This window comes from Amycolatopsis magusensis, from assembly GCF_017875555.1.
GTDB classification, from domain to species: Bacteria; Actinomycetota; Actinomycetes; order Mycobacteriales; family Pseudonocardiaceae; genus Amycolatopsis; species Amycolatopsis magusensis.
Map to the genome: position 1 here is coordinate 2,843,497 of NZ_JAGGMS010000001.1, position 24,111 is coordinate 2,867,607.

Sequence of the window (24,111 nt, forward strand, 5' to 3'; positions counted from 1 at the left end):
TGGCCTATTCTCGCTGTGTGATGGCGAGGGGACGGATCCGGTGGCGCGGGCGGGCACCGCTGGTGGTCACCGTGGTCGCGATCGCCACGGCGGTGGGCGTCGCGGTCTCCGGGGCGGCCAAGCCCGAAGGCGGCGTGGACTTCTTCCAGTCCGGGCACTGGGTGTTCAACGGCCTGCTGGGCACGGTGTTCCACATCGACGGGGCCAGCCGCGCCATCGACGCGCAGCTCGGCCTGCCGGGCGCCGATCCGGGCAGCCAGGTGGTCCAGGGCGAGACCGGCGGGTACGTGGTCGGCGGCAACCGGATCATCGAGTTCGGCAAGTCCGATCTGGCCGTGGAGAAGACGCTCAGCCCGCCCGCCGACGAGCGCCCGGTGGCGCTGGAGGTCGCGGGTGGGCCGTACCTGGTCTACCGCGAGTCCGGGCAGGTCGTGCGCCTCGGCGACACCATGTTGACCCTGCCCACCGGCGGCAGGCTGAACGATCCGGTGGCCACCTCCGCCGGCGATGTCTGGTTGCACCAGAAGGAAAGCAACTCCCTCTGCGAACTGGCGCGCGACGCCGACCGGCTCAACTGCCCGGACAACGCGCCCAGCGGGCACACCGGCGGCCTGTCCGTGGTCGCCGACCAGCCGGTCTTCATCGACACCTCCACCGACACCGTGCACCCGCTCGGCGACGACGGTCTCGGCGAAGGCTCCGCGCTCGGCGTCGACGCCCCGCCGACCGCCCGGTTCGCCGGTACCGACGTCGCGGGCCGGATCGCCGTGCTCGACGGCCAGGGTCACCGGATGCACCTGGTCGACACCACGCCCGCGAAGGCCGCTCCGGTCACCGTCGACCTGCCCGCCGGTGACTACACCGACGTCGCCTCCTCCGGCCAGGCCGTGGTCCTGCTCGACCGCGCCAAGAACGCCGTGCTCACCTACGACCGCGACGGCAAGCAGCACCGGAGCACCCCGGTCCCGCCGGGACGGCCGCACCTGGCCAAGGGCGAGGATTCCCGCGTCTACGTCGACAGTGCGGACGGCGGGCATGTGCTGGTGGTCGACAACGACGGCTCGGTCGAGCCGGTCCCCGTCGTCGGCAACCAGCAGCGGACCGCGCCGCCACCCGTGCAGCAGCAGGCACAACCGCAGCCCACGCAGCCGCAACCGCAGCAGCCGAAGCCACCACCGCAGCCACAGCGCGAAAATCCGGCTCCCAAGCCGCCCGTGCAGACCCAGCCGGCCCAGAAACCGGCCAGCCCGCCGGGCGCGCCACCCGGGGTCAAGGCCACCGCCGGGAACGCCCTGGTCACGGTCAACTGGGGTGCCGCCGCGCCCAACGGCGGCGCCGTCTCGAACTACCACGTCGCCTGGACCTCCAGCGCGGGCAGCGGGGAGAAGACCGTCGGCGGTGGCGTCCGGTCGACCACACTCAGCGGCCTCACCAACAACGCCACCTACGTGATCACGGTGACCGCGGAGAACTCCGCGGGCCGCGGCGCCGGGGCCAAGTCGGCGGGCGTGACCCCGTCCGCCCCGAAGTCGATCACGATCTCGCGGGGCACGGCGGAGGCCTACAAGGACGAGTGCGAGCTGCCCGACTGCGCGCTGATCCGGGTGGTGGCCAAGGGGTTCGAGGCGGGCAGCCGCGTCAAGTTCGTGCCGCACGCCAACTCCTCGTACACCAACGAGGGCAGGACCATGGAGATCGACTCGGACGGCACGGAGACCTTCGAGGCGTTCCACTTCGGACAGGTCGGCCGCACGGTGTGGGTCACCGGGGACGGCGTCGAATCCAATCGGATCGTGTGGGAGGCAGGGTGACCCAGCCGAAGTCGGCCGAGGTCTACGAACTGATCGCGGGCAACGTGCAGCAGGTGATCCGCGGCAAGCCCGAGGTGGTGCGCCTGGCGGTCACCGCGTTGCTCGCCGAGGGGCACCTGCTGGTCGAGGACGTGCCAGGGCTCGGGAAGACCACGCTGGCCCGCTGCCTGGCGCGCAGCGTCGGTGGTTCGTTCAACCGCATCCAGTTCACCCCGGACCTGCTGCCCGGCGACATCACCGGCGTGATGGTCTACCACCAGAAGGACGAGCGGTTCGAGTTCCACGGCGGCGGCATCTTCGCCAACGTGGTGCTCGCCGACGAGATCAACCGCGGGACCCCGAAAACGCAGTCCGCGCTGCTCGAGGTGATGTCCGAGCGCACCGCGACGGTGGACTCGGTCCGGCACGAGGTGCCGCACCCGTTCCTGGTGGTGGCCACGCAGAACCCGATCGAGATGGAGGGCACCTACCGGCTGCCCGAGGCCCAGCTCGACCGGTTCCTGATGCGGATCTCGGTCGGTTACCCGGACCTCGACGCCGAGGTGCTGGTGATCATGAGTGACTGCGCGGGCATCAACCCCGAGGAACTGCCGCCGGTGGTGGACATCCCGCGCCTGCAGCAGGCGATCGCGGAGGTGCGGGCCTCGCACATCGACCTCGCGGTCTGCGAGTACGCGGCCCGGCTGACCGCGGCGACCCGCGTGCACGCGGCGGTCCGCTACGGCGCCAGCCCGCGCGGCAGCATCGCGCTGGTGCGGGCCGCGCAGGCCTACGCCGCCACCGACGGCCGTCTCTACGTGACACCGGACGACATCAAGGACGTGGCCAAGCCGGTTCTCGCGCACCGGCTCGTGCTGACCGCGGACGCCGAACTGAACCAGCGCGGCGCCACGGAAATCCTCGACGAGGTACTGGCTTCCGTGCCGGTCCCGTCGGCCAACGCCTCGGGCCGCTGAGCGATGCGCCTGACCCGGCGCGGGGTGGCCGTGCTCGTGCTCGCCGTGGTGCTGCTCGGCGCCGGGATCCTCGTCGGGCACCCGATGGTGCGCGCGCTCGGCGGGATCTGCGTGGGCGCGGTGCTGGTGGCCGTGGTGCTGGTGGGGCGACGGCCGAGGGTGGCGGTGTCGCGTGAGGTCTACCCGGACCGCGTCGAACGCGGGCGCCCGGCGCTCGCGCGGTTGCTGGTGCGCAACGAAGGCACGCGGCGGCAGGCCGGGTTCACCGCGGGGGACCGGGTGGGTTCCGGGGTGCGGACGGTCGGCGTGCGGGCGCTCGCACCCGGCGCGCAAGCCCGCTACCACTACGAACTGCCCACCGAACGGCGTGGCCGCTTCGAGGTGGGCCCGCTGGTGCTGGAGCGGACCGACCCGCTCGGGCTGGCCAGGAACCGGCTCGCGAGCGGGGACCCGGTGATGTTGTGGGTGCACCCGCGGCGCCACCCGGTGCGGGCGGTCTCCGGCGGACAGCCGCGTCACCACCACGAGGGCCGGGCCGCCGACGACGCCCTGCACGGTTCGCTGGACCTGCGGGAGGTGCGCGAGTACGTGCCCGGTGACGAGGTGCGGCACCTGCACTGGAAGGCCACCGCGCGCACGGGCAGGCTGATGGTCCGCGAGTTCGCCGACCCGGACCAGCCGCGGCTCACGCTGTTGCTGGACACCCGGCAGGAACGCGGGTTCGAGGAGGCCGTCGAGGTGGCGGCGTCGATGTTGAACGCGGCGGCGTTGTCCGGTCACCGCTGCCGCCTGGTCACGCCCGCCGGGCTCGATCTGTCCACACCGGATGGTCCACACGCGGCGAGGCGGTTGCTGGACGAGCTGTGCGTGGCCGTACCGGAACCGGCGCAGGTGCCGTTGGTGCCGCCCGCGCTGTCGCTGGCCCGGTCGCGCGGTGGGGCGCTGGTGGTGGTCGCGACCGGGGAGTCCGACGCGGGTGCGCTGACCCGGTTGAAGCCGTTCTACCCGGTGTTCACCGTGTTCTCGTTGGGGGACAAGGGAATGGTGGTGCCCGGCGCGCGGGTGCTCGAAGGCCCGTCCGCGTCCGGCCTGCTCCAGCGGTGGAACGGGGTGGTCGCGTGAAGTCCAGCGTCGAGACCGCGGGCGTGCTGCTCGCCGGAGCGGTCGCCGGGCTGCTGTTCACCCCGGTCTTCGGGCTCGTCACATTGCTGGTGCCGATCCTGGTGCTCACGCTGCTGGCTTTCGGGGTCGCCGAACTGGTCGCGCGCAAGCCGTCCCTGGTGCCGTGGCGTCCGCTGCTGGTCACCCTGGCCGGGTTGCTGGGGCTGGTCGAGGCCGCGTTGTTCCCGACCACCGCGGCGGGCCTGCCCACCGGCGAGACGTTCGGCGCGTTGTCCGCCGGGCTCACCGAATCCTGGCGGCTCGCGCTCCAGTCCACCTGGCCCGCGCGGCCGGACGCGCAACTGTTCCTCTTCGTGCCGCTGGCCGTGCTGGCGGCCGCCGTGCTCGGCATCGAACTGCTGCACCGCACGCGCAAACCGTTGCTCGCACTGCTGCCGAGCCTGGCGGTGTTGTGCCTGAGCCAGTTCTATTCGGCGATGCCGGGCACGTCGGCGGTGCCGGGTGCGCTCGGGTACGCCGCGGCGGCGGCGATCGCGCTGGCGGCCTCGGCGCGCTGGTCGAAAGCGGCGGTCGCGGCCGTGGTGGCGCTGGTGGTGGTCGCCGTCGGCGGCGCGACCGCGGCGGCCCTGTTCGATCCGGTGGGCAAACCCGCGTACTCGCTGAAGCAGGACGAATCGGCGCCGATCCCACCGGCGAGGGTGGCCAGTCCGCTCGCCGAGATCGGCGCCCGGCTCGGCGAGCCGGAGGTGCCGCTGTTCCGGTACACCGCGCCCGCCCCGGTCGACCGGTGGTCGCTGGTGGTGCTCGATTCCTTCGACGGCGTGAACTGGAAGCCGGACGGGGAGTTCCGCCGCCTCGGCGTGGAGATCCCGCCCGGCCCCGGCCTGACCGCGCCGGTGACCAGGCGCGAGGCGGCGGTCAACACGAACGGGCTCGACGGGCCGTGGCTGCCCAGCCAGGCGTGGCCCGCTTCGGTGACCGGTGCCGAGCCGTTCGTCGAGGAGGGCCGCGGCACCCTGCTCGGCCAGGGCACACCGGTCGGCTACCAGCTGAGCTGGTGGGAACCGCAGGTCGACGCGAAACTGCTCGAAGCCGCGCCGGTGGACGCCGACGCGCCCGGCGGGTTCGGCGAGGTCGGCATCATCCCGCCCGGCATCGGCGAGCTGGCCGACCAGGCCACCGGCGGGCAGCGGCCCTCGTTCCAGACGGCGATGCAGCTGGAACGGTTCTTCAGCCAGAACTACCGCGAGGCCCGCGGCCCGGACCGGCCGACGGGGCACGGCTGGCCGCAGCTGCGGCACTTCCTGCTGGAGAGCAAGCAGGGGACCAGCGAGCAGTTCGCCGCGGCCTACGTGGCGCTCGCCCGGATCGAGGGCATCCCGGCGCGGCTGGTGGTGGGCTTCCAGGCGCCGCCGCTGCCCGGTCCGGACGGGGTGTTCCAGGTGCGCAACGCCGACGTGCTGGCCTGGCCGGAGGTCGCCGTCGAAGGCGTCGGCTGGGTGGCGCTCGACCCCACAGGCAACGCGGCGAAGAGCCGGGCGGCCGGCGGACTCGGCGAGGTCACCGCGCAGGCCCGTGACCGCCTGCCCCCGCCGGAAGCGTTGGAGGGACGCGGTTCCGACGACGAGGAGGCAGCCGCGGGGGAGGAAGCGGCGGAGGCAGGCGGTGGCGCGCCGTCGTTCGTCCTGCTGTTGGTGCCCGTGTTGCTGGTGCCGCTCGTCTGGCTCGCCGGGGTGCCGTTGCTGAAACGACTTCGCCGCAGGCGTCGGCGTCGTGCCCCGGGAACCGGCGCGGTCGCCGGGGCGTGGGCCGAGGTCCGGGACCGCCTGCGGGCGCATCGGGTCCCGGTGCGTCCCGGGATGACCGTGCGGGAACTGGCCGACGCCACCGCGGGAGTGGCGGACCAGTCCACTGTGGATGGCGTGCGGGCGCTGGCGGGTGCGGTGGACACCGCTTTGTGGTCGGGCTCGCGCACCGGTCCGGACCTGGCCGAGTGGGCGTGGAAGGCGGAGGAGTCCGTCCGGAAAGGACTGTCGAGGCGCCCGCTGCGGGCCCGGCTGCGGGCCGCGCTGGATCCCCGAGGCCTGCGGTCCTAGTTCAGGGCGTGCAGGTCGCCCCGCGGATCGGCTTCGGCGGCGTTTCGATGGTCTGCGGGCCGTTCGTCCCCTGCACGGCGAAGCAGTACTGGAGGCCGGGGGACACCGTCACGTCGAAGGTGCGCTTGCGCTCGACGTAGATCGAGTTGTTGCGCTGCCCGGCGGGCGCGACGACCACCACGAAGTCCAGCACCTCCGGGCTGGTCCAGGTCAGGCGCACGGTGTCACCGAGGTCTTCGGGTTCGGCGAGGGTCAGCTCCAAGGGCTTGGCGGGCGTGGGCACGAGCGGCGCCAACGGCACCGCCGCACCTCCGGGCGCGCCGGCGGGTGGCTCGGCGGACCGCAGTGACAGCAGCAGGATCGGGGCGGCGGCGAGCAAGGCGAGCGCGGCGGCGATCCCGAGGATCAGGCCGAGCTTGTGCTGGCGGTCCTCGGGTGCCCGCCGCTTCACCGCCACCGGTTTGATCATCTTGACCGGGGTGCGCGGCAGGTCGGGCGCGCGCAGCCACGACAGTTCCTCGGTGACCGCCGCCGCGTTGTCCGGCCGTTCCTCGGGCTGCTTCGCCAGCAAGCGGCCGATCAGCGCGCCGAGCTGCTCGTCCTCCACCGGCGCGGGCGGCGAGTGCAGCACCTTGATCACGCGTTCGCCGGACTGTTCTCCCGGGATGAAGCGAAAAGGGGGCTCGCCGGTCAGCGCGAACTGCAACACCGCGCCGAGGCCGTAGAGGTCGGCCGACTCGTCCACAGTGCCGTCGAGCACGGTCTCCGGGGCGGTGAATGCCAGTCCTGGCAACACATCGCGGGGGAAGGCGGCTCGCAGGACGACGCCGAAGTCGGCGATCAGCAGCTCACCGGTCTCGCGGAACAGCAGGTTCGCCGGGTGCACGCCGCCGTGGACGATCCCGGCGTCGTGCGCGGTGGCCAGCGCGGCGGAGAGCGTCAGCCCGATGGTGATGGTGTCCTCGGCGGAAAGCGGGCCGTTGTGCTCGACGAGCTGGGCGAGGGACTGCGCGCAGCGTTCCATCCGCAGCGCGGGCCTGCCGTCGGACAACTCCTCGACGCCGTCGGGCACCAGGATCGGCCGTGCGCCGTCGAGGGTCCGCAGGGTCGCCAGCTCGCGGTCCAGGCTCGCGCGGGTCTGCCTGCTCAGCGGCTCGGGGAAGGTCTTGAGCGCGCTGTCGCCGTCGGCGTAGACCACCGCGACCGGTCCCTCGCCGATCGTCTCCATGGCACCACTATCGCGGGTCGCCGGCGGGCTTGGCCACCGCCCGGCCGGTTCCTGCAGGGGTCACGCGGGCGACCAGGGTGTCGATGACCTCGTCGAGGGGAAAGGGGGCGAGCACCTCCGGCAGGGTCAGGTGCTCCACCACCAGGCCGGTCATCGCCAGGTAGAGCAGCAGGACGGTGTCGCGGTCGCCGGGGAGGCCGGCTTCGAGGTGGAAGTCGATGTTCTGGGCGAGGTTCGCCTTGAGGGTTTCGGTGAGCGTGGCCTGCAGCTCGGGGCGCCGGGTGGCTTCGAGGCGGAGTTCGAGGAGGGCGAGGTAGTTGCTGCGCCCGTCGGTCAGCCGCCGCAGGATGTCGTGCATCAGGCGGTTCACCAGCTCCCGATCGCGTGGAGCGCGCATGATCTGCTCGAGTTCCTCGGCTTCGGGCCCGAGTCGCAGGTGGATGCGCTGCCCGGCCTGGGTGAGCAGGTCGTCGCGATTGGCGAAGTAGTTGGACGCGGTGCCGACCGGCACCCCGGCCTCGGCGTCCACGGCGCGGAAGGTCAGCCCACGGGCACCCTCCCGCGCGAGCACCTCGATGGTCGCGTCGACCAGCGCTTCCCGCCTGGCTTGGTTGCGGCGCATGGTTTTGAGACTACTACGTTTGGAGTGCTTTGGTTTTGGTCCGTCCCCGGTTTTCTAGTGTGACTACGGCGGGGACGGAGGCTGGTCGGTTCTCGTTGCCGGGTCTCTGTTGGGTGGTGGGGCTGGTCTGGTGTCACGAATGTGGCTTTGGGGGCCGAATCCGCTCCGAAAGCCACATTTGTGTCCGTGGTCGCCGTGGTCCCGGCCCCCCTCGGCTGCTCCCGGGGTCGGCCGGGCGCTCTTCCGTCCCTTTAACCGTATGCTGTACGGTACGGCGCACGGAAGGGAGTCGGGATGAGTTCACAAGAAGTCGCCGTCCAGGCTGACGGGTTGCGCAAGAGGTACGGGGACAAGCGCGCCCTCGACGGCTTCGACCTGCGCGTTCCCCGTGGATCGGTGTGCGGGTTGCTCGGTCCCAACGGCGCGGGCAAGACCACGTCGGTGCGCATCCTCGCGACCCTCGTCCGCCTGGACGAGGGGCGGGCGCGCGTCGGTGGGTTCGATGTGGCGACCGAGCCACATCGCGTGCGCCGCACCATTGGGCTCGTCGGGCAGCACGCGGCCGTGGACGAGGTGCTCAGCGGCTACCAGAACCTGGTCATGTTCGCCCGCCTCCACCACCTCGAGAAGCGCGCGGCCCGCCGGCGTGCGACCGAGTTGCTGGGTCGCTTCGGGCTTGCCGACACGGGGAACAAGCCGGTCAAGGCCTACTCCGGGGGCATGCGGCGTCGCCTGGATCTCGCGGCGAGCATGATTCTCGCCCCGGCGGTGCTCTTCCTCGACGAACCGACCGTCGGCCTGGATCCGCGTGGGCGCAACGAGGTGTGGGAGGCGGTGCGCGAGCTGGTCGCCGACGGCACGACCGTGCTGCTCACCACCCAGTACCTCGACGAGGCGGACCAGCTCGCCGATCGCATCGCGGTGATCGACCACGGCCGCGTCATCGCCGAGGGGAGTCCCGCCGAGCTGAAGTCGCGGATCGGCGGTGATCGGATCGACGTCGTGCCGCACGACGCGGCTGATCTCGCCAAGGCCGCCGAGGCGCTGAGGACCGTGGTCGGTGGCGAACCGGATGTTGACGGTGACACCCGCCGGATCAGCGTCCGCGTCGCCGGGCACGCCGCCGCGCTGCCCGGCGTGGTGCGCGCGCTGGACGACGCCGGCGTCCGGCTCGACGACCTCGCGCTGCGCCTGCCCACGCTCGACGAAGTGTTCCTGCAACTCACGGAGGCCCGCGTATGACCGTCGCCGACCACGGCTCCCGCTGGCTGCTCGCCGACAGCTGGACCCTCACGCAGCGCGGCTTCGCGCACTGGGCCCGCAACCCCGGGCCGATCGTCTTCGGCCTGCTGTTCAACGTGCTGATCGTGCTGATGTTCGCCTACCTGTTCGGCGGCGCCATGCAGGTCCCCGGTGGCGGCGACTACCGCGAGTTCCTGATGCCGGGCATGTTCGTGATGACCATGCTCTTCGGCGTCGGGATGACCGCCGCCGCGGTGCTCGCCGACGTCGAACGCGGGGTCACCGACCGCTTCCGCGCGATGCCGATGGCCTCGGGTTCGGTGCTGGTCGGCCGGGCCGTCGCGGACCTGGTGCTGGCGGCGGTCACGCTGGTGGTGATGGTGCTGGCGGGCCTGGCCATCGGCTGGTCGGTGCACGGTTCGGCAGTCGACACGGTGACCGCGTTCGCGCTGGTCCTGTTGCTGCGCTTCGCGTTGATCTGGGTGGGTGTTTACATCGGACTCACATTGCGCGGCCCGGAGGCGATGACCGGCGTGCAGACGCTGGAATTCCCGGTCGGTTTCCTCTCCAGCGCGTTCGTCTCCCCGGACACCATGCCCGGCTGGCTGGGCGCGATCGCCGAGTGGAACCCGCTTTCGGCCACCTCGACCGCGATCCGCGACCTGTTCGGCAATCCCGGCGTGACCGGGGATTCGTGGGTGGTCCGGCACGCCACCGAAATGGCGCTGGTCTGGCCGCTGATGCTGCTCGCGGTGTTCCTGCCGCTGTCGGTGCGTGCCTACCGTCGGCTCAGCCGCTAGGGCGCAGCACCCAGCCGAGCAAGTCGAGCAACGGCACCCGGGAGAGGCGCTCGGGCCACTGGGCGGCGTTGAGCCGGAGCACGAGTTCGTCGGGGTGCGGCTCGATCCCGGTCAACCGCAGTCCTTCCGGGAACTCCGGCAGGGCAACGGAAATCGGGTCGATGCGGGGTGGCAGTCGGAGTCCGGCCACGCGGAGCCCACGGGGGACGAGCACCACCGCGTCTTCAGTCAGCGTGGGCTCCACGTCGAGGTGACCGAGCCCGGGCACCTTCGCCCAGCGGACGCGCGCGTACCCGTCGGCCAGTTCGATGACGAAATCCGGGCGCAGTTCGGCGAGCCGCCCGGTGACCACTTCCGCCGCGACCCTGACCTCCAGCTCCACCGAGGCCGGGGTCGCGGTGATCACCGGCAGCGACCGGACGCGGACGTCTTTCCCCAGCACGGTGACCCGCCGCAGCGGGAAGTCCGGCCAGCTCACGTCGTCGGCGACCAGCCGCACGTCCCCGAGCCTGCCCGCGGCCAGCCGCAGCGTGTCCGCCTCGTAGTCCAGCGCGGTCACGGTGAAGCGGACGTCGTGACCGTCCACCCGCACGGTGAGCCGCCGCCCGGTCATCCGCTCGGCGGCCGTGCGCAGGATCGCCGCCGGCGTCAGCGCCGTCCCCGGCACCAGCGCCGCGGCCAGCCCGGCGAGTTCGCCGAACAAGTTCCCACCATCCATCCCCCCAGTGTGAACGACCCCCACCCCCACGAACGAAACAACCCGAATCCCGTCATCCCCCCAGTTCTGTCAGACCCCCACCCTAACCTCCCCCCATCACCACCCAAGGGGGGAAACCATGCACCTGACCGACCACCACCCCACCAGCCCAGCCACCGCCGAAAACCCTGACCACAGCGAGGAAATCCTCGTCCACCCGCCGCACTGGCTCCGGCTGATCCACCCGCGCCGCGGCGGTGCGCAGGGCCCGCCACTGCACCCCGGCAGACAGGCGCTCGCCGAGTTGGAACCACTCCTGCCGCACTTCCGCGGCGCGGTGGACCACCACCTCGGCGAGCCCGCCCCCGCCAAGGCCGCGCTGGCCTTCCTCGGCGGTGAACCCACCCCGCTGGGGGCCGCCGCGCTGGCCGCCATGGCCGCGGTGAAACTCGGCCCGGCGCCGAAAAAGGCCGCCGCCGAACGGTTCTCCGCCCTCGCCGACCTCTGGCTGCTCGACCACGGCTACGCCTTCGCCGCCGAGGCCGCCTGTCGCTTGCCGTTGCTGAGCGCGGGCTGGGAATCGATCAGTTTCCACGTCCGCGAGCACACGCCGGAGCCGCTGAGCAGCGGTCTGCTCGCCGATCCGTTGCTGTACCGCCTGCGTGCGCACCTCGCCGAAGCGTCCGAAGTGGACTACCAGACCGCCGTCGCCGCCCTGTCCCGGCAACGGCACACACTGGGACAACGCCGAATAGCCGCATTCCTCGCGCCCGGCGAAACGGCCTGGGTGGACGCTTTCGTCCCCGAAGCACTGGATCTCGGCCATCGCGCCCCGGCCGAGACGCTGCTGTGCATGCTGGGCACCGGTCCGCAACTGGAAGCCGTGCGCGACACCGACGCTTTGGCCTGGGCTCTCCGCAATCCCCGCGTGATCCCGACCCTGGTCGACGGTGTCGGCGTCGACGCGGTCCCCGCGCTGGCCGAATGGGCGACGTACTACGGCGCCGAACCAGCGAAGCGGATCGCCGACGCGCTGGCCGCACTCCCCGCCGACGAAGCCTTCGAAAGCCTGCTCGACCTGGCCGATCAGCGTCCGGCGCGTGAAGCGCTGCCCGCCGCCATGCGCCGATTCCCGGTGCGCGCCCTCCGGGTGCTCGCCCGGCGCTGCCCCGGCAGTTCGAGACCGGCCCGGTTCGCCGCCCGCCTGCTGACCGCACGGGTACTGACGGACCCCGAAGGCGTCGATGCCGCCTTGCCCGCACTCGATCCCCAGGCCAGGGCCATGATCGAGACCATCCGCGCGAACCACCGCCCGCTGCCGGAGGCGCCGGCCGAAGCCCTGCCCCGACTACTCACCGCGCCACCGTGGACGAGGCCCCGCGCGCTCACCGAACGGGTGATTCTCGACGATCTCGAGCCCGGCGATCCGCTGGTGGCCTGGGCACCCGGAGAACGCGAAGCCTGGCGTGCCGAGAAAACCTGGGCTTTCCGCCAGCCGAACGCACTGCCGAAAGCCGTCGAGCAACTGCGGTCCGGTGTGCTGGACGCCCACCTGACCGGCCAGCTGCTCGCCCACGGCCCGGAAGACGTGGGCCAGGAGCTGCTCGCGCGGTGGTACCCCACCGATCTCTGGTTCGCCGAATCCTGGTTGCCGCCCGCGCTGGCCCGTTACGAGCTGGACGCGTTGCCGCTTGCGCTGCACGTGGCCCGGATGACCCCGCAGGCCACGGGCCTGTTCCTGTTGCCGTTCACGAGCCCCGAAGTAGCCGAGTTGATGGCCGACTGGCTGGCCCGTCTCAAGGGTTCCGCCCGCGAAGTCGCGATGGACTGGCTGGCCCGGCACAGGAGCACCGCCGCATGCCTGCTGATCCCGCTCGCGCTGGGCGAACCGGGCAGACTGCGGTCCGCCGCCGAAGCCGCCCTGCTCACCCTCGATCCCTCCACTGTGGACGAAGCCGCGCGCGAGCACGGCTGCGAGGCCACCGCGGCGATCGGCAAGCTGCTCGCCACCGACCCGCTCGACGTGCTCCCCGCCCGCATTCCCGACCTGCCGGACTGGGCGGAACCGGCTGCCCTGCCCCAAATCCTGCTTCGGGGCGGCGAATTCGCGCTGCCCGCGTCCTCGGTCCGCCACTTCCTCACCATGCTGGCGATGTCCCGGCCCGACGAACCGTACGCGGGCGTCCGCCAGGTCGTCGACTTCACCGATCCCGCGTCCTTGGCCCGCTTCGGCTGGGAGCTGTTCGAGGCCTGGCAGGCGGCCGGTGCGCCGAGCTCCCACGGCTGGCCGCTCACCGCACTCGGCTGGCTCGGTGACGACAAGGTCGCCCGCGAACTCGCCAGGGTGATCCGCGCCTGGCCGGGCGAGGGTGGGCACAGCCGGGCGGTGCTCGGCCTGGACGTACTGGCCGCGCTGGGTACCGGCACCGCGTTGATGCACCTGCACGCCATCTCCCGGAAGGTCAAGTTCAGGGCGCTCAAACTGCGGGCCGCGGACAAGATCCTCGAGGTCGCCACCGGCCTCGGCCTGAGCATCGACCAGCTGGCGGACCGCCTGGTGCCCGACTTCGGCCTGTCCGCCGACGGCAAGCTCCGGCTGGACTACGGGCCTCGTCAGTTCTTCGTCGGGTTCGACGAGCAGCTCAAACCCTTCGTCACCGATGTGAACGGCAAACGCCGTCGCGAACTGCCCAAACCCGGCGTCCGCGACGATCCCGACCTGGCGCCCGCCGCCCGCGAGCGGTTCGCCACCTTGAAGAAGGACGTGCGCACGGTCGCCGGCGACCAGGTCCGCCGCCTGGAACAAGCCATGATCCACGGTCGCAAGTGGACAGTGGAGGAGTTCCGCCTGCTGTTCGTCGACCACCCGGTGCTCTGGCACATCGGCCGCCGCCTGGTCTGGCTCGCGGAAACCGAAGGCACACGGGCGTTCCGGATCGCCGAGGACCGCACCTTCGCCGATCTCGAAGACAACCAGCTCACCCTCGCCGAGCGTGATGCCGTCCGCATCGCCCACCCGCTGCACCTCGGTGAATCCGTGGCCGCCTGGGCCGAGGTGTTCGCCGACTACGAGATCCTGCAACCGTTCCGCCAGCTCGGCCGCGAGGTGCACAAGCTGACAGCGGACGAGCGCGCCAAGAACAGGCTGGACCGGTTCTCCGATCGCACCGTGCCCGCCGGCAAGCTGTTCGGCCTCGCCCGCTACGGCTGGGAACGGCCCGTGCCCCGCGACAACGGGGTGCAGCCGTGGCTGTTCCGCTCGCTCCACGGCACCCGTGCCGTGGTCATCAGCCTCGAACCCGGCATCGTGGCCGGTCAGCTCGACGAGTTCCCCGAGCAGCGGATCACCGCGGTCTGGCTGACCGACAGCCAGGAGGGCGAACGGTACTTCCGCGAAACCGGCCTGCGCTTCGGCGACCTCGACCCGGTGCTGACCTCCGAGGTGCTCGCCGAACTCACCGAGCTGGTGGAGCCGGTCCGATGAAACCCGAGATCCAGCGCCCGCCCGCCGAACGCCGCCACGCCGCCGAACTGGCGCGCCTGCGCGAACACGACCACGATCCGCGCCCACCCGGCTGGGCGCTGAGCCTGCGTGCCGCCCGCCGGTTCATCATCGGTGACGAACAGTCGGGCATCCGGCGCAAGTTCGTCGGCGATCCCTCGCTGGTGGACCGCGCGCTGGTGGCGCTGGCCACCAACCGCGGCCTCCTGCTGCTCGGCCGTCCCGGCACGGCGAAATCCCTGCTGTCGGAACTGATCGCGGCCGCGATCAGCGAGGATTCCACGCTCACCGTGCAGGGCGGCGCGGCCACCACCGAGGACCAGATCAAGTACTCGTGGAACTACGCGATGCTGGTCGCCGAAGGCCCGTCGCCCCGGTCCCTGGTCCCGGCGCCCATGCTGCGCGGCATGCGCGAAGGCCGCATCGTGCGCTTCGAGGAGCTCACCCGGTGCCCGCTGGAAGTGCAGGACTGCCTGCTTTCCCTGCTGTCCGAACGGGTACTGGCGATCCCGGAGCTGACCGGTGAGCACGGCATGGCCTTCGCCGAGCAGGGTTTCAACGTCGTCGCCACGGCCAACACCGACGACCGCGGGGTCAACGAGATGAGCACCGCACTCAAACGGCGGTTCACCTTCGAGACCGTGTTCCCGATCGCCGACTTCGCCACCGAACTGGAGCTGGTCCGCGCCGAGTCGGCCGAGCTGCTCAACCAGTCCGGGGTCGGCACCCCACCGGATCGCGACGTGCTGGAGGTGCTGGTCACCACCTTCCGCGAGCTGCGCGAAGGCACCACAGCCGACGGCCGCTCGATGGAACGGCTGTCCGCCGCGCTGAGCACCGCCGAGGCGGTTTCGGTGGCGCATGCGGTCGGCGTGCGCGGCTGGTACCTGCGTGGTGCTCCCGGCACCCCGGCGGACCTGGTCGAATGCCTCGCCGGCACCGCGGTCAAGGACAGCGAGCACGATCTCGCCCGGCTCCGCCGCTACCTCGAACAACAGGTCCCTCGCAAGCACGGCGCGTGCTGGCGCGCCCTGCACGAGGCTCGCGATCGGCTGCCCGGCTGATGCCCGCCACCTTCATCGGCGTCCGGCACCACAGCCCGGCGTGCGCGCGGCTGACCACGGCCCTGATCGAGCGACTGCGCCCGGCGTACGTGCTCGTCGAAGGGCCGGTCGAGCTGAACGACCGGCTGGACGAACTGCTGCTCGGCCACGAACTGCCCATCGCGATCTTCAGCCACTACCGCGACGGGCCGCGTTCGCTGGCCTCCTGGAGCCCGTTCTGCGAGTACTCGCCGGAATGGGCCGCGCTCACCACCGGCCGCGCGGTCGGCGCGCAGGTGCGGTTCATCGACCTGCCCGCCTGGCACCCCGCGCTGGCCGCGCGCCGCAACCGCTACACCGACGCGGAGGAGAGGTACGCCGAGGCCGTGTCCCGCCTCTGCTCCACCTTCGCCGTGGACGACGTGGATTCCCTGTGGGACCACCTCTTCGAGATCGCACCGCCGGACGGGCTGCCGGAGCGGCTGGCCGCCTACTTCGACCTGCTGCGCGGGGAATCCACCGTCGCTGAGGACGACGCTGCCCGCGAACGCTACATGGCTTCCTGGGTGCGCGCGGCGGTCGCCGATGCCGGACCGGAGCCGGTCGTGGTGGTCACCGGCGGCTTTCACCGCCCAGCCCTCGAACGACTGGCCGCGAGTGGGTCGGCCAGCTGGCCCGAAGTGCCACCACTGCCCGACGGCGCGCTCGGCGAGAGCTTCCTGGTGCCCTACTCGTTCGCCCGGCTGGACGCGTTCACCGGCTACCAGTCCGGCATGCCCTCGCCCGAGTACTACCAGCGGCTGTGGGAAAGCGGCCCCGGCCCGGCGGCGGACAGCCTGATCGACACCGTGCTGACCAGGCTCCGTGCCCGAGGCCTTCCCGCGTCGACCGCCGACCTGGTGACCGCTTACGCACTGGCCGCCGGGCTGGCGAACCTGCGTGGCCACCCCCGCCCCGCCCGGGCCGACATCCTCGACGCACTCGCGAGCGCACTGATCACCGACGACCTGGACCAGCGGCACCCGTGGCGCACCCACGGCCCGCTGCGACCCGGCGTGCATCCGGTGGTGGCCGAGATGGTCGCCGCGCTCACCGGCGACCGCACCGGCCGCCTGCATCCGGACACCCCGGCCCCGCCACTGGTCCGCGCGGTCACCCTCGAACTCGCCGAACTGGGGCTCGACCGCGACGGTTCGGCCTATCTCGACCTGGCCCACGACGGACAACACAGCCGGTTGCTGCACCGCTTGCGCGTACTGGACATCCCCGGATTCGAGCGCCACTCCGGCCCGGCGTCCGGAGGCGATCCGAGCAGGTCCGAACTCTGGCGGCTGACCGGCACCGAACTGCGCCTGCCCATGCTGATCGAGGCCGGTGCCCACGGCAGCACCCCGGCGGACGCCGCAGCCGCCGTGCTCGCCGATCGCGCTGCCAAGGCGAACATCGGCGAGCTGGCCGAGCTGCTGTTCGACGCGGTGGTGTGCGGCGTCGCCGACCTGGCGGAACGGGTCGTCGAGGAAATCCGGTCCGGCATCTCCGCCGCGCACGACCTCGGGGCACTGGGCCGGGTCCTGGCCGGCGCACTCGGCCTGTGGCGGCACGACGACCTCTGGAACACCTCGGGCAGCGCCTCGCTCGCAGGGGTGTTGGCCGCCGCCGTGCCCAGAATCCTGTGGCTGGCCGAAGGCGTCCGCGGTGGCCCGGCACCCGCCGACCCCGCCCGGCTCAACGCGATGGTGGCCCTACGCGACACCGTGCGCTACGCCGCCCCGGTGCTCGACCTGCATCCCGAGGTCGTACTCGCCGCCTGCCGCCGCATCGCCGCCGATGCGGGCGCCCCACCCGACCTCCGAGGCGCCGCCTTCGGCCTGGCGTGGTCCTCGGGCGCCCCCTGCGACCCCACCCGCGCCATCCACGGCAACCCGTCCACCCTCGGCGACTGGCTGGCCGGCCTGTTCGCGCTCGCCAGGGAAGAGCTGCTCGCCGAGGACCACGGCGTACTCACCGTGCTGGACGACCTGATCTCCGGCATGGGCGAGACCGACTTCCTGATCGCCTTACCCGCCTTGCGACACGCCTTCGCCTACTTCCCACCCCACGAACGCGAAGCCCTGGCCCGCACCCTGCTGACCCACCACAACCTCAACGGCTCAGCCCGCTCCCTGATCCGCCCCCACACCAACCCCCTGACCACAGCCAAATCCCTAACCACCGAATCCACAGTGGACCACGTCCTCCAAGAGGAGGGCCTGTGCTAACCCTTACCCCCCAACGCCCACCCCCCGGCGACCGCCATCACTCCACCCTGGACTCCGTCTCCCCCTCGGAAGGGATAGTGGTGACCCCACCACGCCACCGCCCAACCCTTGGCGACCCAGTCACCCTCCACACCACCCCGCTATCCCGAACGCCTCCAGCGATTCACTCCGCCTCCATGCCGCCCCCTGGCGACCGCCATCAACCCCACGGTGGACTCCGTCCCCCGTGAGGAGGAATTGCGGCGACCTCACCACGCTGGCGCCCAACCCTTGGCGACCTAATCACCCTGCACACCGCCCCAGTACCCACCACGCGAGCCGAACGCCGCGACGGTTCAGCCCGCCTGCACACCGCCCCTCGGGCGACCGCCATCAACTCCACCCTGGACTCCATCCCCTGTCAGGAGGGACCGTGCTGACCCTGTCCCGCTGGCGCCTGATCCTCGGCGAACCAGCCACTCCCCACACCGGCCCGCTACCCACCGACCTCGCCGAGCGCGACACCGCCCTCGACTGGCTCTACGGCCGCGAACCAGAGCTGGCCGAGCGAGGTGAACGCCGCGGCGGTTCCGGTGCGCCCGTGCTGGCCACAGTGGACTGGCTCGACGACATCCACCGATTGTTCCCGCGCGCCACCGTCGAACGGCTGGAGCGTGACGCGATCGAGCGCTACGAGATTCACGACGTGGTCACCGATCCCGAAGTGCTGCAACGGATCGAGCCCAACACCACCCTCCTGCGCGCGATCCTGCGCACCAAGCACCTGATGCACCAAGGGGTGCTCGCCCAGGCCCGGCGCATCGTCGAAACCGTGGTGGGCGAGCTGACCAGGAAGCTGGCGACCGAGGTCGCCCAGGCGGTTTCCGGCACCAGGACCCGGCGGCCATCCCGGTTTCGCCAGGCCCGCAACTTTGACTTCCACGGCACGATCCGCGCGAACCTCCCGCACTATCGCCCGGAAACCCGCCGCATTGCGATCGAGAGCCCGCGGTTCGTCTCCCGCGTCCGCCGCCAGTCCGAGAGATGGCAACTGGTGCTGCTCGTTGACCAGTCCGGCTCGATGGCCGGTTCGGTCCTCCACGCCGCCGTCACCGCCGCCTGCCTGTGGCGCCTGCCGGGCCTCAGCACGCACCTGGTGGCCTTCGACACCGAACTCGCCGACCTCACTTCGGCGGTGACCGATCCAGTGGAACTGCTGATGAAGGTGCAACTCGGCGGCGGCACCGACATCGCCCGCGCCGTCACCTACGCCGCCTCGCTGATCGACACCCCGCGACGCGCGATCGTCGCGGTGATCAGCGATTTCTACGAAGGCGGCAACGAACAGGAGCTGATCCGCGCGGTGACCAGACTGACCGGCCAGGGCACGCAGGTCCTCGGGCTGGCCGCGCTGGACGAGGACGCGAATCCGGCCTACCACCGCGAACTCGCCCAGCGGCTGGCCAACGCCGGCGCCAGGGTCGGCGCGATGACACCGGGTGAGCTGGCCGGTTTCGTCGCGGAAAGGATCGCCCGATGAGCCGCCCGGACCTGCTGGCCCTCACGCCCGACGCGCTGGTCGCGCTCGCCAACCGCGGCCTGGTCAAGCGCGCGGTCAAGGAACTCGACGCGGGCGCGGTCCCGGTGCTCGACGTGGCCGACGACGGCACGCTGCACGGCCGGTTCGCCGACGGCGCGGAGGCCGTTCTGCCCGCGGACAAGGGTTTCGACGGCGCCCGATGCTCGTGTGGCGCCATGGGCATCTGCCGTCATCGAGTCGGCCTGGTCCTCGCCTACCAGCGGCAGGATCCAGCAGGTGAGCTGGTTATCTCGTCGCCGGGCGCGATCACCGACGAGGAACTCACCGCCGCCTTCGGCACCCGCGTGCTGGCCGCGGCAAGGCGAACCCACAGCGCCGGATACTCGGCCCGCGTCCGGCGCCCGAGCGCGGCCGATCCGGTCGCCGAAGTCGAACTACCGGCGTGCACGGTCCGCTTCCTCGTTCCGGGTGAGCTGGGCTACGTGCACACCGAGGCCGCCGCGACGAAACGCGAACAGACGATCGTGCTCGCGGTGTGGGCATTCCGAGCGGCCGACGAACACGCTCCCGACGTGCCGGAGATCCGCCTCGACGTCGGTGGCACGGAAGCGCAGACGACCTCCGGCCTGGAACCCGCGCTGGCGCTTGTCGACAAGATCCTGCTCGAAGGCGCCGCCGACGCCAGTCCGGTCCTGCTCGCAAGCCTGCGACGACTGCACGGCGAGCTGGAGGAAGCCGAGCTGCGGTGGCCCGCTGCCGCCGTCGCCGAACTGGCCGAGCAACTCGATTTCCACCGCGCCCGGAGTGCGCACTACCGCGCCCGCCGCTTCGCCGAACTGCTGACGGAGTTGCATGCGCGACATCGAGCGGCCATCGGTGGCTCAAGTCCCCGGTCGCGGATCCTGGGCACCGACGAGCCGAGCGAGACGCCCCTGCGGCGTGTCCGCCTCACCAGCCTCGGTTGCCGTATTTCCGGTGTGCCGGGTGAGCGGCTGGCGGAGCTGTACTTCGCCGATGCCCGCACGGCGTCGGTGCTGGTGCTCCGTCATTCGTGGACGGTTGGCGCGGGGGAGAAGTGCACCGGGTACGACCTCGCCGGGCAGCGGATCAGCGGCACTTCGCTGCGTTGCCTGGCCTCGGCGAACGTCGTCTCCGAATCGGCCCACCGCAGCGCGAGCCGCGTCCTGCGCCTGGTCTCGGCACGGGTGGGCCGGACCACCACCACGCCGGTCGGTGCGTCGTGGGCGAGCCTGCCGGATGCGCTGGTCGTCCGTGACTACGCCGCCTTCGCCGCGGAACTCGCCGCACTGCCACCCCGGATCATCCGCCCGCGCGTCGCCGCCGAACTGGTGCGAATCGTGCACATCGCCGAAGTCCGGCGCCTCGCCTACCACCCCGGCGACCAACGCCTGGACGCCGAAGTCACCGACGCGACGGGCACCGTCGCCACCGTCTCCGCCCACTACTCGGAATACCGCCCAGGCGCCCTCGACGCCCTGGCGAATGCCCTCGCCTCGCGCCCGCGTTACCTGAGCGGCACCGTCCACCGCTCCGCCGGTGCACTGGTGATCGACCCCATCGCCGTCCTCACCCCGGCCGGCCTGACCCACCCGGACCTGGCCCCCGACGTGCGCGACGCCCCACTACGCCTGGCCCCGGAACCACCCCCGGACCCGGTCGCCGATGCCCTGGACCTGCTCGCCTCCGCCGCCCACACCGGCCTCATCCGCACCGCGCAACGCCCCACCACCAGCTTCACCCGCGTCGCCACCGTCCTCTCCGACGCCGGCTTCCACCAAGCCGCCACCACCCTCACCACCCTCCGCGACGCCCTCCAAACCCCCGCCCCACCCCACCTGCCCGCCACCTGGCTGACCGCCCACCTACGCCTACTACTCACCTCCACCCACCACTAACCCCCCACCCACCACACGAACCTCACCCCACACCCAGAAAACCCAAGCCCCACGTTCAACCACCCGAGTCCCACACCCAGGCAACCGAACCCCACACTCAGGCGCCCGAGTCCCACACCCAGGCAACCGAACCCCACGTTCAGGAAGCCGAACCTCACACTCAGGCAGCTGAGTGCCACGTTCAGGTAGCCGAACCCCACGTTCAGGCAGCCGAACCCCACGCTCAGGAAGCCGAACCGCACACTCGGGCAGCCGAGTCCCACGTTCAGGCAGCTGAACTCCGCATCCAGGCAGCCGAACTCCACGTTCGCATGGCTGAGTGCCGTGCTGGCGCAGTCGAGTGCGACGGCGGGCAGTTGTGCCCCGCGCTGGCCGGGCGGGCCTCACGTTCAGGGGACCGAACCCAACCCAGGCAGCTGAGCTCCACGTTGGGGACCTGTGTCCTGCAGCTCGGGCTGCCGAGTTACGCGCTCAGGAGCCGGAGTGCCACGTTCGCGCACTCGAACCCCACCTTCATACGTGCCGAACCCACGTTCAGGCAGCTGAACCCCATGTTCAGGTAGCCGAACCTCACACTCAGGCAGCCGAGTGCCACGTTCAGGTAACCGAACCCCACGTTCAAGCAGCCGAACCGCACACTCAAGCAGCTGAGTCCCGCGCTCTGGCAGCTAAGTCCTACGTTCAGGTAGCCGAACTCCGCACTCAGGTAGCCGAACCTCGCGTTCAGGTAGCCGAGTTCCACAGTCGGGCAGCGCGTTCCATGCTCGTCATCTTTGGGGGCGCGCGGACGATCCCGTCGTCGGGCAGCCCGGTGGCGGCCTGAGTAGCCGGGGCTTGCGGTCGGGAGGCCGAGCGCTAGGGCAGGCGAAACCGGCAGCAGCGAGAGCAAAGCCTGTGAGCAAGGACCGGGCGACAGCAGTCGTGGAGGCCGCAAAGCTGGAGGGTGTGGTGTTGGTCGCGGGGTGGGCGGCAACACCGGGGTGGGTGGGTAGCGTGGCCCGTATGAGCAGGCCGCACCTGACCCATTGGGGGGCGTTCCAGGCGAAGTCCGACGGCGTCCGGTTGTCCGAAGTGCAGCCGTTTCCCGAGGACCCCGAGCCCAACGAGCTCATCCACAACGTGGCCTCCGCTCAGCACCATCCGACCAGGGTGGACCGTCCCTACGTACGCGCCGGGTGGCTCCACAACGGCCCCGGTCCCTCCAAGGACCGTGGGCATGAGCCGTTCGTGCCGCTCGAGTGGGACCGCGCGGAGGAGCTGCTCGGAGCCGAGTTGCGCAGGGTTTACGGGCAGTACGGCGGCAAGGCCGTCTTCGGTGGGTCCTACGGCTGGGGCAGCGCGGGCCGCTTCCACCACGCCCAGAGCCAGGTCCACCGCTTCCTCAACACCCTCGGCGGCTACGTCCGCTCCCTCGGCACCTACAGCTACGGCACCAGCGAAGCCCTCCTCCCGCACATCCTCGGCGACGCCTGGGCCATCATCCGCGGCTCCACCGCCTGGGAGCAGGTCGAGCGCCACACCGACCTGATCGTCGCGTTCGGCGGGATTTCCGCCAAGAACGCGACGATGTCCTCCGGCGGCGTCGCGCGGCATCGGATTCGGGGGCGACTCAGTCAGCTCAGGGCGTCCGGGACGCGCATTGTTTCCGTGAGTCCGATCGCCGACGACACGCCCGCGGAAGCCGGGGCGGAGTGGCTTGCGCCGCGGCCGGGGACGGACGCGGCGTTGATGCTCGCTCTGGCCCACGTGCTGATCACCGAGGAACTGACCGACCGCGCCTTCCTCGACCGCTACACCGTCGGCTTCGACAAGTTCGCGGCTGACGTGCTCGCCCACGGGCGGGCACCGGAGTGGGCCGCGGAGGTCACCGGGGTGCCCGCCGAGCGCATCCACCGGCTGGCCAGGGAGATGGCCGCCGGGCGCACGATGATTTCGGTGAGCTGGTCGCTCCAGCGCGCCCGCTTCGGCGAGCAGCCGCTTTGGCTGGGTGTGGTGCTCGCCGCCATGCTCGGCCAGATCGGGCTCCCCGGCGGCGGCTTCGGTCACGGCTACGGCTCGTCGGCCTATCCGGGCGAAGGCGGCTCGGCGATCTCCCTGCCCGCCCTGCCACAGGGCCACAACCCGGTCCGCGAGTTCATCCCGGTCGCCCGCATCTCCGACATGCTGCTCAACCCCGGCGCCCCCTACGACTTCAACGGGCAGCGACTGTCCTATCCGGACATTCGGCTGGTCTACTGGTGCGGCGGCAACCCGTTCCACCATCACCAGGACCTCGCCCGGCTGCGAGAAGCTTTCACCCGTCCCGAAACCGTCGTGGTGCACGATCCCTTTTGGACGGCCACCGCGCGTCACGCCGACTTCGTGCTGCCGTCGACGATGACCGTGGAGCGCGACGACTTCGGCATGGGCAACGCCGACGCCGAGCTGTGGGCCATGCCCGCGCTCACGGCCCCGCACGCGCAGGCGCGCGACGACTACGCCATCTTCGCCGCGCTGGCCGCCCGCTTCGGCGTCGAGCGCGAGTTCACCGAGGGCCGTGACGCCCGTGCCTGGCTGGAGCACCTGTACTCGTCCTGGCGCAGGGACCTCCCGGACTTCGAGACCTTCTTCGCCACCGGCGTCGCCGAACTGCCGATGCGCCCGCAGGACCAGGTGCTGCTCGCGGACTTCCGCGCCGACCCCGAGGCCGCGCCGCTGCCCACGCCGAGCGGCCGGATCGAGATCCATTCGTCGACCATCGAGAGCTTCGGCTACGAGGACTGCCCCGGGCACCCCGTGTGGCTCGAGCCCGACCCCGAACCGGCCGACCGCCCGCTGTACCTGCTCGCGAACCAGCCGAAGTCGCGCCTGCACAGCCAGCACGACGTCGGCGCGCACAGCCGCGCCACCAAGCACCGCGATCGCGAACCGCTGCGCATGCACCCGGCGGACGCCGCCGGCCGCGGACTCACCGACGGCGACATCGCCCTGGTGCGCGGCGAGCGCGGCTCGTGCCTGGCGGCGGTCCGCCTGTCCGACGCGCTGCGGCCCGGCGTGGTCCAGCTCTCCACCGGCGCCTGGTACGACCCGGATCCGCAAAACCCGGCGTTCTGCCGCCACGGCAATCCGAACGTGCTCTTCGCCGACGTGCCCACCTCGACGCTGGCACAGGGCTGCGCCGGCGCGCACACCCGCGTGGAAATCACGCGACATGAAGGCGCGGTGCCACCGCTGAGCGTGCTCACACCACCCGCAAGCAGCGACGCGAAAGAAGCTGAGCCAGCATCCGAGTTGTAATGGTGCCACGATGGTGCCATAAT

15 protein-coding genes are annotated in these 24,111 nt (G+C 71.5%); 12 read left to right on the top strand and 3 right to left on the bottom strand.

What is annotated here, in order from left to right; translation table 11 throughout:
• The first annotated feature begins 20 nt into the window (after positions 1-20).
• From JOM49_RS13190 to JOM49_RS13205, 4 genes are read left to right on the top strand one after another with little or no spacing between them, the layout of a single operon-like run.
• Positions 21-1,811 carry a fibronectin type III domain-containing protein gene (locus tag JOM49_RS13190; RefSeq protein ID WP_209664584.1) on the top strand — a complete coding sequence of 597 codons (1,791 nt, stop codon included), beginning with the start codon at positions 21-23 and terminating at the stop codon, positions 1,809-1,811.
• The gene (locus JOM49_RS13195; protein WP_209664585.1) at positions 1,808-2,767 is read left to right on the top strand and encodes an AAA family ATPase; all 960 of its coding nucleotides are present in this window, start codon (positions 1,808-1,810) and stop codon (positions 2,765-2,767) included. Before JOM49_RS13190 ends, JOM49_RS13195 begins: the two co-directional genes overlap by 4 nt.
• A gap of 3 nt (positions 2,768-2,770) precedes the next feature.
• The gene (locus JOM49_RS13200; RefSeq protein WP_209664586.1) at positions 2,771-3,889 is read left to right on the top strand and encodes a DUF58 domain-containing protein; all 1,119 of its coding nucleotides are present in this window, start codon (positions 2,771-2,773) and stop codon (positions 3,887-3,889) included.
• Positions 3,886-5,985, top strand: coding sequence for a transglutaminase TgpA family protein (locus JOM49_RS13205; RefSeq protein ID WP_209664587.1), 2,100 nt, complete (start codon positions 3,886-3,888; stop codon positions 5,983-5,985). Before JOM49_RS13200 ends, JOM49_RS13205 begins: the two co-directional genes overlap by 4 nt.
• 1 nt (position 5,986) lies before the next feature.
• Here the strand turns inward: JOM49_RS13205 and JOM49_RS13210 are convergent, their stop codons facing one another.
• Together JOM49_RS13210 and JOM49_RS13215 are read right to left on the bottom strand one after the other, a co-directional pair.
• On the bottom strand, positions 5,987-7,213 hold the full coding sequence (locus tag JOM49_RS13210) for a serine/threonine protein kinase (protein WP_209664588.1): 1,227 nt from the start codon (positions 7,211-7,213) through the stop codon (positions 5,987-5,989).
• Between the two features lie 7 nt (positions 7,214-7,220).
• A complete protein-coding gene (locus JOM49_RS13215) occupies positions 7,221-7,835 on the bottom strand; it encodes a TetR/AcrR family transcriptional regulator (RefSeq protein WP_209664589.1) in 615 nt (204 codons plus the stop codon).
• A 294-nt stretch (positions 7,836-8,129) separates the two neighbouring features.
• Between JOM49_RS13215 and JOM49_RS13220 the strand changes: the two genes are divergently transcribed.
• Complete coding sequence (locus tag JOM49_RS13220) at positions 8,130-9,077, top strand: ATP-binding cassette domain-containing protein (RefSeq protein WP_209664590.1); 948 nt, start codon at positions 8,130-8,132, stop codon at positions 9,075-9,077.
• A complete protein-coding gene (locus JOM49_RS13225; RefSeq protein WP_209664591.1) occupies positions 9,074-9,877 on the top strand; it encodes an ABC transporter permease in 804 nt (267 codons plus the stop codon). Before JOM49_RS13220 ends, JOM49_RS13225 begins: the two co-directional genes overlap by 4 nt.
• On the opposite strand, the gene JOM49_RS13230 is transcribed toward JOM49_RS13225, so the two are convergent.
• Positions 9,867-10,595, bottom strand: coding sequence for a hypothetical protein (locus JOM49_RS13230; RefSeq protein WP_209664592.1), 729 nt, complete (start codon positions 10,593-10,595; stop codon positions 9,867-9,869). The two genes, JOM49_RS13225 and JOM49_RS13230, sit on opposite strands and share 11 nt — an antisense overlap.
• A gap of 118 nt (positions 10,596-10,713) precedes the next feature.
• Between JOM49_RS13230 and JOM49_RS13235 the strand changes: the two genes are divergently transcribed.
• From JOM49_RS13235 to JOM49_RS13260, 6 genes are all read left to right on the top strand, one after another.
• Complete coding sequence (locus JOM49_RS13235) at positions 10,714-14,058, top strand: DUF4132 domain-containing protein (RefSeq protein ID WP_209664593.1); 3,345 nt, start codon at positions 10,714-10,716, stop codon at positions 14,056-14,058.
• Positions 14,055-15,140, top strand: a complete 1,086-nt coding sequence (locus tag JOM49_RS13240) for an ATP-binding protein (protein ID WP_209664594.1) — start codon at positions 14,055-14,057, stop codon at positions 15,138-15,140. The genes JOM49_RS13235 and JOM49_RS13240 overlap by 4 nt, the downstream gene beginning before the upstream one ends.
• A complete protein-coding gene (locus tag JOM49_RS13245; protein ID WP_209664595.1) occupies positions 15,140-17,377 on the top strand; it encodes a DUF5682 family protein in 2,238 nt (745 codons plus the stop codon). Before JOM49_RS13240 ends, JOM49_RS13245 begins: the two co-directional genes overlap by 1 nt.
• A gap of 412 nt (positions 17,378-17,789) precedes the next feature.
• On the top strand, positions 17,790-18,896 hold the full coding sequence (locus JOM49_RS13250; protein ID WP_209664596.1) for a VWA domain-containing protein: 1,107 nt from the start codon (positions 17,790-17,792) through the stop codon (positions 18,894-18,896).
• Positions 18,893-20,812: a YehQ family protein gene (locus JOM49_RS13255; protein WP_209664597.1), complete on the top strand. Its 1,920-nt coding sequence runs from the start codon at positions 18,893-18,895 to the stop codon at positions 20,810-20,812. Before JOM49_RS13250 ends, JOM49_RS13255 begins: the two co-directional genes overlap by 4 nt.
• Positions 20,813-21,814: 1,002 nt before the next feature.
• Positions 21,815-24,088, top strand: coding sequence for a molybdopterin-dependent oxidoreductase (locus JOM49_RS13260; RefSeq protein WP_209664598.1), 2,274 nt, complete (start codon positions 21,815-21,817; stop codon positions 24,086-24,088).
• Positions 24,089-24,111: the final 23 nt, after the last annotated feature.